Source organism: Labrys neptuniae (assembly GCF_040797145.1).
Classification (GTDB): Bacteria; Pseudomonadota; Alphaproteobacteria; order Rhizobiales; family Labraceae; genus Labrys; species Labrys neptuniae.
Genome location: NZ_JBFNQD010000007.1, coordinates 334,100 through 349,725 on the forward strand (window position 1 = coordinate 334,100; position 15,626 = coordinate 349,725).

12 protein-coding genes are annotated in these 15,626 nt (G+C 64.2%); 7 read left to right on the forward strand and 5 right to left on the reverse strand.

Annotation, left to right across the window (positions count from 1 at the left end; all coding sequences use genetic code 11):
• Positions 1 to 153: 153 nt before the first annotated feature.
• From ABXS05_RS21365 to ABXS05_RS21395, 7 genes are all read left to right on the forward strand, one after another.
• A complete protein-coding gene (locus ABXS05_RS21365) occupies positions 154 to 1,233 on the forward strand; it encodes a nucleoside hydrolase (protein ID WP_367625314.1) in 1,080 nt (359 codons plus the stop codon).
• 292 nt (positions 1,234 to 1,525) lie between these two features.
• Positions 1,526 to 4,153, forward strand: coding sequence for a leucine--tRNA ligase (leuS, locus tag ABXS05_RS21370; RefSeq protein ID WP_367625315.1), 2,628 nt, complete (start codon positions 1,526 to 1,528; stop codon positions 4,151 to 4,153).
• Positions 4,140 to 4,670 (forward strand): LPS assembly lipoprotein LptE, encoded by a 531-nt coding sequence (gene lptE / locus ABXS05_RS21375; RefSeq protein ID WP_311944200.1) that lies wholly within the window; start codon positions 4,140 to 4,142, stop codon positions 4,668 to 4,670. Before leuS ends, lptE begins: the two co-directional genes overlap by 14 nt.
• A 14-nt stretch (positions 4,671 to 4,684) precedes the next feature.
• Positions 4,685 to 5,713: a DNA polymerase III subunit delta gene (gene holA / locus ABXS05_RS21380; RefSeq protein ID WP_367625316.1), complete on the forward strand. Its 1,029-nt coding sequence runs from the start codon at positions 4,685 to 4,687 to the stop codon at positions 5,711 to 5,713.
• Between the two features lie 257 nt (positions 5,714 to 5,970).
• Positions 5,971 to 6,708: a MotA/TolQ/ExbB proton channel family protein gene (locus ABXS05_RS21385; protein ID WP_367625317.1), complete on the forward strand. Its 738-nt coding sequence runs from the start codon at positions 5,971 to 5,973 to the stop codon at positions 6,706 to 6,708.
• Positions 6,705 to 7,343 (forward strand): hypothetical protein, encoded by a 639-nt coding sequence (locus ABXS05_RS21390; RefSeq protein ID WP_367625318.1) that lies wholly within the window; start codon positions 6,705 to 6,707, stop codon positions 7,341 to 7,343. Before ABXS05_RS21385 ends, ABXS05_RS21390 begins: the two co-directional genes overlap by 4 nt.
• Complete coding sequence (locus ABXS05_RS21395) at positions 7,340 to 7,951, forward strand: hypothetical protein (RefSeq protein ID WP_367625319.1); 612 nt, start codon at positions 7,340 to 7,342, stop codon at positions 7,949 to 7,951. The genes ABXS05_RS21390 and ABXS05_RS21395 overlap by 4 nt, the downstream gene beginning before the upstream one ends.
• 60 nt (positions 7,952 to 8,011) lie before the next feature.
• Here the strand turns inward: ABXS05_RS21395 and ABXS05_RS21400 are convergent, their stop codons facing one another.
• The 5 genes from ABXS05_RS21400 to ABXS05_RS21420 all read right to left on the reverse strand — a co-directional run.
• The gene (locus ABXS05_RS21400; protein ID WP_367625320.1) at positions 8,012 to 8,749 is read right to left on the reverse strand and encodes an outer-membrane lipoprotein carrier protein LolA; all 738 of its coding nucleotides are present in this window, start codon (positions 8,747 to 8,749) and stop codon (positions 8,012 to 8,014) included.
• A 358-nt stretch (positions 8,750 to 9,107) separates the two neighbouring features.
• A complete protein-coding gene (gene lpdA / locus ABXS05_RS21405) occupies positions 9,108 to 10,508 on the reverse strand; it encodes a dihydrolipoyl dehydrogenase (RefSeq protein ID WP_367625321.1) in 1,401 nt (466 codons plus the stop codon).
• Between the two features lie 157 nt (positions 10,509 to 10,665).
• Entirely contained in the window at positions 10,666 to 11,904 is a 1,239-nt protein-coding gene (gene odhB, locus ABXS05_RS21410) for a 2-oxoglutarate dehydrogenase complex dihydrolipoyllysine-residue succinyltransferase (protein WP_311944194.1), read from the reverse strand.
• Positions 11,905 to 11,992: 88 nt separating this feature from the next.
• Complete coding sequence (locus ABXS05_RS21415; RefSeq protein WP_367625322.1) at positions 11,993 to 14,941, reverse strand: 2-oxoglutarate dehydrogenase E1 component; 2,949 nt, start codon at positions 14,939 to 14,941, stop codon at positions 11,993 to 11,995.
• A gap of 64 nt (positions 14,942 to 15,005) precedes the next feature.
• Positions 15,006 to 15,626: succinate--CoA ligase subunit alpha (locus tag ABXS05_RS21420; RefSeq protein WP_367625323.1), on the reverse strand; the 621-nt coding region annotated here is incomplete at its 5' end.

Genomic DNA, 15,626 nt, shown 5'->3' on the forward strand with positions numbered 1-15,626 from the left:
CACGCCTCGCCGGCCAGGCTTGGCGCATGCCGGCTTGCCATCCCCTGTTACAGGCTCGAATGTGGCGTTGCCGCCACTCGAGCGGCATGGCCCGCCATTCTTCAGGCGCGGCCAGACAATTGGATCAGGAGGAAATTTTCGATGAAGCGATTAATGGCCGCTCTTGTACTGGCCGCGGGTGCATTTCTGGCCTCGCCCGCCCAGGCGGCTCCCGAAAAGATCATTCTCGACACGGATTTCTCGACGATCGGCGATGACGGCCAAGTGCTGATCATGGCGGCCCAGTTGCAGAAGGACAAGGCGATCGACCTTCTGGGCATCACCGTGGTCACCGGCAATGACTGGCTGAAACAGGAAGTCGCCGATGCCCTGCGCGCCGTCGAGCGCCTCGGCATCGAGAACAGGATCGGCGTCTATGCCGGCGCGAACCTGCCCCTCGTCCACGATCCCAGGAGCTTCGAGCATGAACGGGCCCTTTTCGGCTTCGGCGAAAGCTACAAGACCTCGTTCCATCGCCCGCAGCCCAAGGATGCCGACCTGATCGCCCCACCGGACGGCTTCGCCAAGAAGGCCAAGCTGCGCAAGGAAGATGCCGTCGACTTCATCGTCGACACGGTCAAGGCCAATCCGCACGAAGTCTCGCTCCTGGTGATCGGCCCGGCCACCAACATCGCCCTGGCGATCCGCAAGAACCCGGAAATCGTGCCGCTGATCAAGCGTATCGTCTACATGGCCGGCGCAGTCGACGTGAAGGGCAACACCACGCCCGCCGCCGAGATGAATGTCTGGATCGATCCGGAAGCCGCCCGCATCGTCATGCGCGAGCCGATCGAGCAGGCCCTCATTCCCCTCGACGTCACCGACATCACCCAGATCGGCAAGCCCGAATTCGACCGCCTCACCGCCGGCGAAGGCCCGGTCCAGAAGCTCTTCCGGGACAGCTGGATGGCCAAGAAATTCGCCAAGGACGACAAGGCCAAGGCCAGCGTGTTCGATACGCTCGCCCTCGCCTATCTGGTCGATCCGAGCTACGCGACCAAGGTAGAGGATCTCTATATCGACGTCGATGTGGCGTTCGGGCCGGGCTATGGCCGCACGCTCGGCTATTGGCAGAAGCAGCCGACGGACCTGCTGCAGAAGGTTAAGGTGGTCAAGCAGTTCGACAACAAGCGCTTCTTCGACTTCTACGTCGACCTCCTGACGCGCCCGGTGCCGGTCAGGCTCGCCGAGTAGGCAGGGTCTGTCCGACGTTCGGCCGTCGACGTCGGCTCAACCCTTGTCATTGCCGGGCTCGACCCGGCTATCCAACTCTCGTTTCCAGCGCGGAAATCCGTCGGCGCTGGATGCCCGGGTCAAGCCCGGGCATGACAAAACCGTGCCTGTGCCGACCCTATCGGGTGATTTCCCGCAGATTCTTCAGGCCTTCGAAAGGAGACAAGGCTAGCATTGCACCAATACGCCCGCTAAAAGCGGCCTTTCCAATGTCACTCATTTGGTGACGTCTCAACTTCGAGTTCCCTTCCCCATGACCACCGAGCGCTATAACGCCCGCGACGCCGAGCCCAGATGGCAGAAGACCTGGGCCGACCAGGCGATCTTCGAAACCAGGAATGAGGATCCGCGTCCGCGCTACTACGTGCTCGAGATGTTCCCCTATCCCTCTGGGCGCATCCATATGGGTCATGTGCGCAACTACACCATGGGCGATGTGGTGGCGCGCTATCGCCGGGCCAAGGGCTTCAACGTGCTGCACCCGATGGGTTGGGACGCCTTCGGCATGCCGGCCGAGAATGCTGCGATGCAGAACAAGACGCATCCGGCCAAATGGACCTATGCCAATATCGACACCATGCGCGGCCAGCTCAAATCGATGGGCCTGTCGCTGGACTGGAGCCGCGAGATCGCGACCTGCGATCCTTCCTATTATCGTCACCAGCAGGCGATGTTCCTGGATTTCCTGCAGGCAGGCCTGGTGGAGCGCAAGATCTCCAAGGTCAATTGGGATCCTGTCGACCACACCGTGCTGGCCAATGAGCAGGTGATCGACGGCCGCGGCTGGCGCTCGGGCGCCCTGGTCGAGCAGCGCGAGCTGACCCAGTGGTTCTTCAAGATCACCGATTACTCGCAGGACCTGCTCTCGGCCCTGGATACGCTGGATCGCTGGCCCGAAAAGGTCCGGCTGATGCAGAAGAACTGGATCGGCAAGTCGGAAGGCTTGCAGGTGCGCTTCGAGCTCGACGCGGCTACGGCGCCTGCGGGCGAGAACGAACTGCTGATCTACACCACGCGCCCCGACACGCTGTTCGGCGCCAAGTTCATGGCGATCGCGGCCGATCATCCGCTCGCCAAGGCCGCTGCGGCGAACAATCCGGAACTGGCTGCGTTCATCGAGGAGATCCAGCGCACGGGCACCTCGGCAGCCGTGATCGAAACGGCCGAGAAGAAGGGCTTCGACACCGGCATCCGCGCCGTGCATCCCTTCGATCCGGACTGGAAGCTGCCGGTCTACGTCGCCAATTTCGTGCTGATGGAATACGGCACGGGCGCCATCTTCGGCTGCCCGGCGCATGACCAGCGCGACCTCGACTTCGTCAATGCCTATGGCCTGGGCAACACGCCGGTGGTGTGCCCGCCCGACCAGGACCCGGCCAGCTTCGTGATCACCGACGTCGCCTATGACGGCGACGGGTTGATGATCAATTCGCGTTTCCTCGACGGCATGACCATCGAGCAAGCCAAGGAAGAGGTCGCCCGTCGCCTGGAAAGCCGGACGCATGGCAATGCACCCGTGGCCGAGCGCAAGGTCAATTTCCGCCTGCGCGACTGGGGCATTTCGCGCCAGCGCTACTGGGGTTGCCCGATCCCGGTGATCCATTGCGAGGTCTGCGGCGTGGTGCCGGTGCCCAAGAAGGATCTGCCGGTCAAGCTGCCCGACGACGTCACCTTCGATCGGCCCGGCAATCCGCTCGACCATCATCCGACCTGGCGCCATGTCGACTGCCCGCAATGCGGCAAGCCGGCCCGTCGCGAGACGGACACGATGGACACCTTCGTCGACTCCTCCTGGTATTTCGCCCGGTTCACCGATCCGTGGATCGAGACGGCGCCGACGGTGCGCAAGGAAGCCGATGCCTGGCTGCCGGTCGACCAATATATCGGCGGCATCGAGCACGCCATCCTGCATCTGCTCTATAGCCGCTTCTTCGTGCGCGCCATGAAAAAGACCGGCCATGTCGGCCTGGACGAGCCCTTCAAGGGCCTGTTCACCCAGGGCATGGTGGTGCACGAGACCTACCGCGCTGAAAATGGCGAATGGGTGGTGCCGGCCGACGTGCGCATCGAGGGCGACGGTGCCGAGCGCCGCGCCTTCAACAACCGCACCGGCGAGCCGGTCGAGATCGGCTCGATCGAGAAGATGTCGAAGTCGAAGAAGAATGTCGTCGACCCCGACGACATCATCGCCGACTATGGCGCCGATACTGCGCGCTGGTTCATGCTGTCGGATTCGCCGCCCGAGCGCGACGTCATCTGGACCGAGGACGGCGTCCAGGGCGCCGGCCGCTTCGTGCAGCGCATCTGGCGCATCGTCAACGAGATCGCCGCCCATTCGGCCTCACCGGCTAGCCCTGCCGCAAGCGAGGATGACGTCCTCGCCGTGCGCAAGGCGGCGCACCGCGCCCTGGCAGCCGTCGAAGGCGATATCGAACGTCTCGGCTTCAACCGCTGCGTGGCGCATATCTACACGCTGGTGAACAGCCTCGGCCGCACGCTGGACGGCACCAAGAACGGCGAGGCCGTGCCTGCCAATCTGGCCGCTGCGCTGAAGGAAGCCGGTGTCATGTTGGTGCAGTTGATCGCGCCGATGATGCCCCATCTGGCCGAGGAATGCTGGAGCGTGCTCGGCGGTCAGGGCCTGGTGGCGCAGGCCTCCTGGCCGGTGGCCGATCCTGCGCTGCTGGAGGACGATACCGTCACCCTGCCAGTGCAGTTCAACGGCAAGAAGCGGGCCGATCTGACGGTGCCGAAATCGGCATCGCCAAAGGAAGTCGAAGCTGCCACATTGGCGAACGAAACCGTCCAGCGCGTGCTGGAAGGGCGCGCTCCCAAGAAGATCATCGTGGTGCCGGGAAGGATTGTGAATGTCGTCGTCTAGTCAGACCTCGCGCCGCGGCGCGCTGTTGGCCCTCGCCCTCCTGCCGGCGGTGATGCTGGGTGGCTGCTTCCGTCCGATGCTGGCCGAGCCCGGCAACGGTTCGCCTGGGTTGAAGGGGAGGCTTGCCGCCATCGCCATCGATCCGGTCGAGGATCGTGTCGGCCAGCAGGTGCGCAACCGGCTGTCGTTCAATCTCACGGGCGGCGCCGAGGCTCCGCCGGCGCGCTACCGGCTGGTGCTGGTAACCTCCTCCAGCTCCGATTCGGCGCTGGTCGACGCGCTGAACGCCACGCCGCAAATCGACACGGTGACACTGACGACCGACTACACGCTGCTCGACCCGGCCACGGACAAGATCCTGCTCAAGGCGAAGAACTTCACGCGCAAGTCCTATAATTCCGGCCTGCAGCGTTTCGCCACCGTGCGTGCCCGACGCGATGCGGAGAACGATGCGGCCGACGTGATGGCTGACCAGATCCGCCTGAGGTTGGCGACCTGGCTCGCCGACCATCCCTGATGGCTGATTGAGACATGGCCTCCATCGAACGGCGCGCCGTCGATGCCTTCATCAAGAAGCCGGACGCCCATTTCGCGGTGATCATGGTCTATGGGCCGGATACCGGCCTGGTGAGCGAGCGGGTGCGTGCCCTGGTCGCGGCCTCGGTCGACGATGTCGAGGATCCCTTCCAGCTCGTTCGCCTCGATGGCGACGAGATCAGCAGTGATCCGGCGCGGCTCGCCGACGAGGTCTTCACCATTCCCCTCTTCGGCGGACGCCGCGCCGTACGCCTGCGCGCCGGCAGCCGCAACATCGTGCCGGCGGTCGAGCCCGTGCTCGCCAACCCGCCGACAGCCTGCCGGGTGGTGATCGAGGCGGGCGACCTCAAGAAGAGCCACGCCTTGGTCTCCCTGGTGGAGAAATCCCGCGCTGGCGCGGTGATCGCCTGCTTCGGCGACGAGAATGCCAATATCGGCCAGATCATCGCCGAGGAAGTTGCCATTTCAGGCCTGACCATCGCGCCCGAAGCGCGCGAGACGCTGATCGGCCTTCTCGGCGGCGACCGCCTGGCCACCCGCAGCGAATTGAAGAAACTCACGCTCTACGCCCATGGCGCCGGGCGCATCGAATTGAGCGACGTCGAGGCCGTGGTGGGCGATGCCAGTGCGCTCGCCACCGACGAGATCATCGATGCCGCCTTTTCCGGCCGGGCCGATCTGCTCGACGCCACCTTGGCCAAAGCCTGGAACGAGGGCGTCAACACCTCGCAACTGGCGGGAACGGCGCTGCGCCACGCTCTGCTGCTTCATCGCCTGCGCGGCGAGGTCGAGAAGGGCCGCCCTGCGGCCTCGGTGGTCGATTCGATGGGCATGCAGGTGCATTTCCGCCGCAAGGCCGGCGTCGCGGCCCAGCTTTCTGCCCTGACCATGGCTCGGCTCGACCGCATCGTAGCCGATCTGTCGGAAGCCGTGCTCGATGCCCGCCGCAACGCCGTTCTGGGGCAGGCCATCGTCTCGCGCGCCTTGATGCGGATCGCCCTGATGGCGAAACCTCGGCGCTGATCCTGCCTGTCCCGGACAGGCGTTTCCCTACGGCGCCGGCCTCTGGCCCTATACCCGACGGCCCAATCATAGAACAGGAAGCAACTGCGCCGTCACAACAACTGGCGATTACTCTAATAAAGCCCTTATTAATTTACATTCATCGAAGAAATAAAGACAGAATACCAAAAATATCTCATCCTATCCTTCTGAAACGTGAGGGCTTGCCCTGAAGGCGGCCGGAATTCAGCAAGGAGGACGCGGTGAGGACGGAGGAAGTGGCAGACTTGCCAGGCAGCGATCCGCTTCCGGCCTGGTTGATCTTTACTGGCGTGACTATATTCGCTTTCCTGCTGGCTTGGTATTTCGGGCTGATCGCCAGGATGGTCGAGGGTGACCGCACCTTCATCTCGGTCGTCATTGTCGTCTTGTATGTCGTCGCCAGCCTCCACTGCCTGTGGCGCGTCCTGATCATCTCGAAGGAGGGCCAAGCAGCCCTGCGGTCGGCGCGACTTCTCGTCCGCCACGAGAATGGTCGTTCCGATGAGCCGAAAATCGATCTCGTCAAGGAGCTGCCGGCAGGACTTGTCTCGTCCCATATCCGGGACCTCAAGACGAAGGCCAGCCTGCAGGGGCATATGCGCCTCGACCAGACATTGCTCCTGCGCGTTCTCGCCAATCGCTTGCGAGGCTCGAACGGCCTGGGGGCCTTTGCCAGCGATACCCTGATGAAGCTGGGGCTCCTGGGCACCATCATCGGCTTCATCATGATGCTGGCGCCGATCGCCGGTCTCGACGTCGAGAACCATGCGGCGATGCGAACCTCGATGTCGCTGATGAGCGACGGCATGGCCGTGGCCATGTATACCACGCTCGTCGGGCTGGCCGGCTCCATCCTCCTGAAGATCCAGTACCAGTTCCTGGAGAGCGCCACCGCCGCCATCTTCGCCTTCGCCGTGGATATTACCGAAGTCTATGTGGTCTCGGCGCTGGAGCGGCGGGCTCAAGCGGCATGATCGACGATTTCGACCTGATGCCTCGCGAGGAGGCGTTCGATCCGTTCAGCGTGGTGCTGTTCAAGGCATTGCAGGTCGTCGCCTTCCTGTTCTTCATCGCCCTGGTGATCGTGGCGCCCAAGGCCGATAACGGCAAGGTCGACAGCAAGGCCGAGTTCCTGATCAGCATGGACTGGCCGGACAATCACCCCGACGACATGGATATCTTCGTCCAGGACCCGCTCGGCAACGTGGTCTGGTACCGCCGCCGGGAGGCGGGCTTCATGCTGCTCGATCGCGACGACAGGGGCGGACTGAACGATTTCGTCATGGTCAATGGCAGCAAGGTTCCGACGGCGACCCGGCAGGAACTCGTCAGCATCCGCGGCTTCGTCGCTGGGGAGTACACCATCAACGTCTATCATTTCACCGCCCTGACCGGCCGCGCCGTGCCGGTGACGGTCACGCTGCAAAAACTCAATCCGAAGGTGACGATCGTGGGCAAGGAAACGCTGGAGGTGGTCGACGGCGGCACCGAGAAAACCGCCCTGCGTTTTACCATGGATGACAAGGGCACGGTGACGAAGGTCGAGCGAACGCCGAAGTCGATCCTCCAGACCTTCTACAATCCTCGCGCCAACGGGGCCAAGCCATGAGCTGGGTCCAGACCCATGTGCTTCTGCTCACGCTGGCCTATGTCACGACGACGGCCCTGCTGCTCGCCATCCTGAGCCGGATGGCCTTCAACCGGCTCGCGAAGGCAGCCGCGATCGTGCTGGCCAGCTGCTTCTACATTGCAGTCTTCTTTTCTACACAGGGCCTGCTCGGCTGGTCGGCGCCGGTTGCCCTGCCCGAGCGTTTCAAGGTGCTGTGGACCTATGTGATCGAACCCGACCCGGCCCACGCCAATCCCGGTGCCGTACATTTGTGGGTCGAGGAACTCGACGCCGCCAATCTGCCCAGCGGCGAGCCCCGTTCCTATCTGCTGCCCTATTCACGACAGCTGGCGGACCAGGTCACCCAGGCACAGGGCCAGATCAAGGACGGCATGCTGGTCGGCGGCAAGCCCCGTTACTACGGCGATCATTCGTCGACGCAAGGCCTGTCCGGCCCCGTCAACGTGAATGCGCCGCCGGGTGGCGATCCATCGGGTGGTGGCGTGCTCGATCCCGCCTTCCTGGGTGGCCAGTCCAAGAATGTCGACCTCATTCCCCTGCCGAAGCCCGTTCTGCCCGAAAAGGAACTTACCGAGCCAGCGCAATGAGGGAATCTGCGCCATTTCACCTCGATATCGGCTCCTCCCGGGATCTCGGGCAGCCGCGCACTACTTCAGGATCTTGGTCTGGTCGATATAGAAGATCTTGTCCGGCAGCTGCAGCTTGCGGTCGATGCCGGAGATCGTCACCGTGGTGTCGTAGCCCTGCGGATCGGTGACGGTCCACTGCTTCAGCTCGTAATTCGGTGCCGGAAAGGTCAGCTGGATGCGCGACTTGCCGCCGCTGGCAGCCGAGCCCTCCTCCAGGATGACGCTGATTCCGGCCGGCTCACGGCCGACAGCCAGCACCCTGGAATCCTCGATCAGGTCGAGCCTGTCGGCCAAAAGGAAGCGCAGCGGCGTCTGCTTGATGAAATAGAGATCCTGGGTGTTGAGCTTGCGGTTGCGCACGGCCACGGAGGTGCCGTCGGCCAGGAGTTGCAGCGAGGACGGCGGGTCGTAGTCGAAGCGCATGCGGCCGGGCTTGGAGACCCAGAACTTGCCGTTGATGCGCTTGCCGTCCGAACCGACCTGCACGAAATTGCCGGAGAAGAATTTGATATTGTTGAAATAGCTGTCGATCTGGTCGAGCGTCGCCTTGTCGGCCGCACTCAGCGCCTTGGGATTGATGCGATGGGTGTCGATCTCGAGCGGCTGATTGGAGGCGACAAGATCAGGTGCCGGCACAGCGTCGGCGGCAGCCGGCACCGTGGCGGCGGGTGGCGCACCGGACTCGTTCTGCGCAAAGGCGGTGCCCGCCAGCAGGGGCAGGCTCAGGGCGACGAGAACGGTACGGGCAAAGGGCATTGCAAACTCCGAGACGGCCGGTCTGCGGGACCGGAACCGGCACCTGGCAACAAGATGGGCACATTCCAAAACGTTTTGCGATTCGACGATGTCACCAAGGAATCGCAAAGACGCGTGAGCGCGAACGACTAGAGCAAGGCAGCGTTTTCGCCAAACGCGCTTTGCTCCAAGCACAGTCCTCTTGATCGAGCCGCAGGCACGATCAAGAGGACTGTGCAGGATACCAAACATTTGCAGAGTCTCCCGGCGAGCCCCATCGTGGACCTCGCCGGGAGACTTCTGCTTGGGAAATGTGCCCTATAGCCTGTCTATGGCCTTTTAGCGGCTTTGTGACAACAAAGCGGTGCAGAAGCCGCGATCAAATATGGATCGCGCGCCCCTCGACGGCCAGCGCCGCCTCCTTGACGGCTTCCGACATGGTCGGATGCGCGTGGCAGGAACGGGCGAGATCCTCGGAGGAGCCGGTGAACTCCATCAGCACCACGCCCTCATGGATCATCTCGCCGGCGCCGGCGCCGAGGATATGCACGCCGAGCACGCGGTCGGTTGTCGCATCCGCAATCACCTTGACGAAGCCTTCGGTGGTGCGGTTGGCGCGGGCACGGCCATTGGCGGTGAAGGGGAACTTGCCGACCTTGTAGGCGATGCCGGCCGATTTGAGCTCTTCCTCGGTCTTCCCCACCGAAGCGATCTCGGGATAGGTGTAGACCACCGCCGGAATGACATCGTAATTCACATGGCCGTGCTGGCCGGCCAGGATCTCGGCGACGGCGATGCCCTCGTCCTCGCCCTTATGCGCCAGCATCGGCCCGCGCACCACGTCGCCGATGGCGTAGATGCCGGGGACATTGGTGGCGAAATGGTCGTCGATGATCACGCGTCCGCGCTCGGTGACGACGCCGGCTTCCTCCAGGCCGAGGCCGTCCGTATAGGGACGGCGGCCGGTGGCGACTAGGACGATGTCGGCCGCGATGGTCTGCTTGTCACCGCCGGCGACCGGCTCGACGGAGACCACGGCACCCGAGGCGCTGGTCTCGACGCCGGTCACCTTGGTGGCAAGCTTGAATTCGATGCCTTGGCGGCCGAGCAAGCGCTGGGCCTGCTTGGCGACTTCCAGATCCATGCCCGGCAGGATGCGATCGAGGAACTCCACCACGGTGACCTCGGCGCCGAGGCGGCGCCAGACCGAGCCGAGCTCGAGGCCGATGACGCCGGCGCCGATGACGACCAGCTTCTTGGGCACGGCAGCCAGTTCGAGCGCGCCCGTGGAGGAGACCACGATCTTCTCGTCGATGGTGACGCCGGGAAGCTGGGCGACGTCCGAGCCCGTGGCGATCACGATCGACTTGGTGTCCAGCGTCTGTTTCGAACCGTCATCGGCCGTCACTTCGACCTTGCCGGCAGCCAGGATCTTGCCGGTGCCGCGATAGGCCGTGATCTTGTTCTTCTTGAACAGGAAGGCAACGCCCTGGACGTTGGCGTCCACGGTCTCCTGCTTGTGCTTCAGCATCTGGGGCAGATTGAGCACCGGCGCAGGGACTTCGATACCGAAGGCCTTGAAACCATGCCCGGCCTCATCGAACAATTCGGAGGCGTGCAGCAGCGCCTTGGACGGGATGCAGCCGACATTGAGGCAGGTGCCGCCATAGGTGGCGCGCTTCTCGACCACGGCGACATTCATGCCGAGCTGGGCGGCGCGGATGGCGCAGACATAGCCGCCGGGGCCAGTGCCGATAACGACGAGATCATGAGAGGGCATGGGGAGACTCGCTTCTGGGTGTCATCCCGGGCGCGCCGCAGCGCGAAGCGGTGCTGCGCAGACCCGGGACCGTCATCAGGATGAGGAATATTGCGGCCCGCGATCCCGGATCTGCGGCACAACATTGCATGTTGCGCCGCGTCCAGGATGACGGCTGTTACAGGTCCAGCACGAGGCGAGCCGGATCCTCCAGGCTCTCCTTGACGCGCACCAGGAAGGTGACCGCTTCCTTGCCGTCGATGATGCGGTGATCATAGGACAGCGCCAGATACATCATCGGGCGTGCCACGATCTGGCCACCGACCACCATCGGGCGCTCCTGAATCTTGTGCATGCCGAGAATGGCCGACTGGGGCGCATTGAGGATCGGCGTCGACATCAGTGAACCATAGACGCCGCCATTGGAGATGGTGAAGGTGCCCCCCTGCATCTCCTCGATCTTCAGCTGGCCGTCACGGGCCCGCTTGCCGAAATCGGCAATGGTCTTTTCGATGCCGGCCAGGCCGAGCGTCTCGGCATCCCGGATCACCGGCACGACGAGGCCCTTGTCGGTGCCGACGGCGACGCCGACATGGCAATAGTTCTTGTAGATGATGTCCTGCCCGTCGATCTCGGCATTGACCGCCGGCATCTCCTTGAGGGCCTGGGTGCAAGCCCGCACGAAGAAGGACATGAAGCCGAGCTTAACGCCATGCTTCTTCTCGAACAGGTCCTTGTACTGGTTGCGCAGCGCCATGACGTTGGTCATGTCGACCTCGTTGAAGGTCGTCAGCATGGCGGCGTTGGCCTGGGCTTCCTTCAGACGGCGGGCGATGGTCTGGCGCAGCTTGGTCATGCGCACGCGCTCCTCGCGTGCGGCATCGGCCGGCGGCGAAGCAACCCGCGGCGCCGATGGCACCGGAGCAGCGGCGGGAGCCGGAGCGGGAGCAGCCGCAGGAGCCGGCGCGGCAAGCACATCGCCCTTGAGGACCTGGCCGCGGCGGCCCGATCCTTCGATCTGGGCCGGATCGAGCCCACGATCGGCGGCGATCTTGGCTGCAGCGGGCGAAGGCGGTGCAGCGGGCGAGGCCGGTGCGGCAGCAGCCGGCGCGGCGGGGGCCGACGTCGGGGCAGCGGGGGCTGGAGCGGGTGCGGCCGCCGGGGCAGCGGCAGCACCGGAGCCGGCCGCGATGGTGCCGAGCGTGGCCCCCGGGCCGACCGTCTCGCCGGTCTTGGCCAGGATTTCACCCAGCACGCCGGCGGCGGGAGCATTGACTTCCAGCGTCACCTTGTCGGTCTCGAGCTCCACCAACGGCTCGTCGGCCTTCACGGCCTCGCCCGGCTTCTTGAACCATTTGCCGATGGTGGCTTCCGTGACCGACTCGCCCAGGGTCGGCACCTTGATTTCCGTCGCCATGATTTCACGCCCGCCTTCAGGCGCCCTCTTTTCAATGGAGTTGCGACAAGCGGAAGCGGGTCCCGCCTGTCGATGCGAAATGAGCCCGTCAGATCGTCAGGGCTTCGTCGGTGAAGGCCTGCAGTTGGGCCAGATGCTTGGACATCAGGCCCGTCGCGGTCGCAGCAGAGGCCGGCCGGCCGGCATAGGCCGCCCGCTTGGCCTTGGTGCCCGCCTGTCCCAACACCCATTCCAGATAGGGTTCGACGAAGGACCACGAGCCCATGTTCTTGGGTTCTTCCTGGCACCAGACCACATCCGCCTTGCGGAAGCGCGACAGCTCGTTGGCCAGCGACTTCAGCGGGAAGGGATAGAGCTGCTCGACGCGCATCAGATAGATGTCGTCGATGCCCCGCTTCTCGCGCTCGTCGAGCAGGTCGTAATAGACCTTGCCGGTGCACAGGATGACGCGCCGGATCTTCTCGTCCGCCACCAGCTTGGTGGTGGAGTTGCCGAACTGGGCGTCGTCCCACAGAATGCGGTGGAAGGTGGTATCGGCCCCCAGCTCGCTGAGCTTCGACACGCAGCGCTTGTGGCGCAGCAGCGATTTCGGCGTCATCAGGATCAAGGGCTTGCGGATGTCGCGCTTGAGCTGCCGGCGCAGGATGTGGAAATAGTTCGCCGGCGTCGTGCAGTTGGCGACCTGCATGTTGTCCTCGGCGCACATCTGCAGGAAGCGTTCGAGGCGAGCCGAGGAATGCTCGGGCCCCTGCCCTTCATAGCCATGCGGCAGAAGACAGACGAGGCCCGACATGCGGAGCCATTTGCGTTCGCCCGAGGAGATGAACTGGTCGAATACCACCTGGGCGCCGTTGGCGAAGTCACCGAACTGGGCTTCCCACAGGGTCAGCGCCTTGGGCTCGGCCAGCGAATAGCCATATTCGAAGCCGAGCACGGCTTCTTCCGAGAGCATCGAGTTGATGACCTCGTATTTGCCCTGGCCCTCGCGGATGTTCTTGAGCGGCGTGTAGCGCTTCTCCGTCTCCTGGTCGATCAGCACCGAATGGCGCTGGGAGAAAGTGCCGCGCTCGCAGTCCTGGCCCGACAGCCGCACGCGATGGCCCTCGTCGCAGAGCGTGCCGAAGGCCAAAGCCTCGGCCGTCGCCCAGTCGATGCCCTCGCCGGTCTCGATCATCTTGCGCCGCGTGTCGAGGAAGCGCTGGATGGTCTTGTGGACCTGGAAGCCCTCGGGAACGGTGGTCAGGGCATTGCCGATGGCGGTCAGCTTGGCGGCGTCGACGCCGGTGGCGCCGCGGCGCGGATCGTCGTCGGTGGCGCCGATGGCGCGCAGCCCCGCCCATTGCCCGTCGAGCCAGTCGGCCTTGTTGGGCTTGTAGGCCTGGCCGGCTTCGTGCTCGGCTTCCAGGCGCGCGCGCCAGTCGGCCTTCATCTTCTCGACCTCACCGGCCGTGACCACGCCGGTCTCGATCAGCCTGTTCGAGTAGATCTCGACCACGCCCGGATGCGAGCGGATCTTGCGATACATCAAGGGCTGGGTGAAGCCCGGCTCATCGCCTTCATTGTGCCCGAAGCGGCGATAGCAGAACATGTCGATGACGACGGTCTTGTGGAAGGTCTGGCGGAACTCCGTCGCGACCTTGGCGGCAAACACCACCGCCTCGGGATCGTCGCCGTTCACATGGAAGATCGGCGCTTCGATCATCTTCGCCACGTCGGAAGGATAGGGCGAGGAGCGCGAATAGCGCGGATAGGTGGTGAAGCCGATCTGGTTGTTGATGATGAAATGCATCGAGCCGCCGGTGCGGTGGCCCTTCAGGCCCGACAGGCCCAGGCATTCGGCGACCACGCCCTGCCCGGCGAAAGCAGCATCGCCATGGATGAGCAGCGGCATCACCTTGGCGCGGGAATCGGTATCGTCCTGCTGGTCCTGCTTGGCGCGCACCTTGCCGAGCACCACGGGATCGACGATCTCGAGATGGGAGGGGTTGGCGGTCAGCGACAGATGCACCTTGTTGCCGTCGAACTCGCGGTCCGACGAGGCGCCCAGATGGTATTTCACGTCGCCGGAGCCTTCCACGTCATCGGGCGCGTAGGAGCCGCCCTTGAACTCGTGGAAGATGGCGCGGTGCGGCTTGCCCATCACCTGGGCCAGCACGTTGAGGCGGCCGCGATGGGCCATGCCCAGCACGATGTCCTGCACGCCGAGCGCGCCGCCACGCTTGATGATCTGCTCCAGCGCGGGAATGGCCGATTCCGAGCCGTCGAGGCCGAAGCGCTTGGTGCCGGTATATTTGACGTCGATGAACTTCTCGAAGCCCTCGGCCTCGATCAGCTTGGACAGGATGGCGCGCTTGCCCTCGCGGGTGAAGGTGATCTCCTTGTCCGCCCCTTCGATGCGCTGCTGGATCCACGCCTTCTGGGCAGGATCGGAGACATGCATGAACTCGACGCCGAGGGTCGAGCAATAGGTGCGCTTGAGAATGGCCTCGATCTCGCGGACGGTGGCGAATTCGAGCCCCAGGACATGGTCGATGAAGATCTTGCGATCGAGGTCGGCTTCCGAGAAGCCATAGGTCTGCGGATGCAGCTCCTCGTGGTCGCGCGCCTCCTGCAGGCCGAGCGGATCGAGATTGGCGAAGAGATGGCCGCGCATGCGATAGGCGCGGATCAGCATGATGGCGCGCACGGAATCGCGCGTCGCCTGCAGCATGGCCTCGGACGAGATGGCCGCGCCCTGGGCGTCCGCCTTGGCCTTGATCTTCTCGCCGACCTTCTTCTCGATCTGGCCCCAATTGCTGTCGAGAGCCGAGACGATTTCGCCATTGGCCACGATCGGCCAGTTGGGCTTGGCCCAGCTCGCGCCGCGCGCATTCTTCTCGACGATCGCCTTGTCGTCGGCGAGACCGGCAAAGAAGGCCGCCCACTCGCCATTGACCGAGGACGGATTGTCCTCGTAGCGCGCATAGAGATCTTCGAGATACTCGGCGTCGCCGCCATAGGCGAAGCTTTGCAGGTTCCTATCGTCTTGACGATCCATCGTCCCGTTCCTTCGGTTCTGAAGGCCGGAACCTTGGTTCCGGCCCGTTCTCAGCCCCTTGATGTCAACCCTTCAGCAGTTCCGTCAGCGTGGTGCCGAGGCGCGCCGGGGAGGGTGATACCCTGACGCCGGCGGCTTCGAGCGCGGCGATCTTGGAGCCGGCATCGCCCTTGCCGCCGGAGATGATGGCGCCGGCATGGCCCATGCGCCGTCCGGGGGGAGCGGTGCGCCCGGCCACGAAGCCCACCGTCGGCTTGGCCCGCCCGCGCCTGGCTTCGTCGGCCAGGAACTGCGCCGCATCCTCCTCGGCCGAGCCGCCGATCTCCCCGATCATCACGATCGAATGGGTGTCGGGATCGGCCAGGAACATCTCCAAGACGTCGATGAACTCGGTACCCTTGACCGGGTCGCCGCCAATGCCCACCGCCGTGGTCTGCCCCAGCCCCTCATGGGTGGTCTGGAACACCGCCTCATAGGTCAGCGTGCCCGAGCGCGACACGATGCCCACCGAGCCCTTCTTGAAGATGTTGCCCGGCATGATGCCGATCTTGCATTCGTCCGCCGTCATCACCCCCGGGCAGTTCGGCCCGATCAGGCGCGACTTCGAGCCCGACAGCGCCCGCTTCACCTTGATCATGTCGGTGACCGGAATGCCCTCGGTGATGCACACGATCAGCGGGATTTC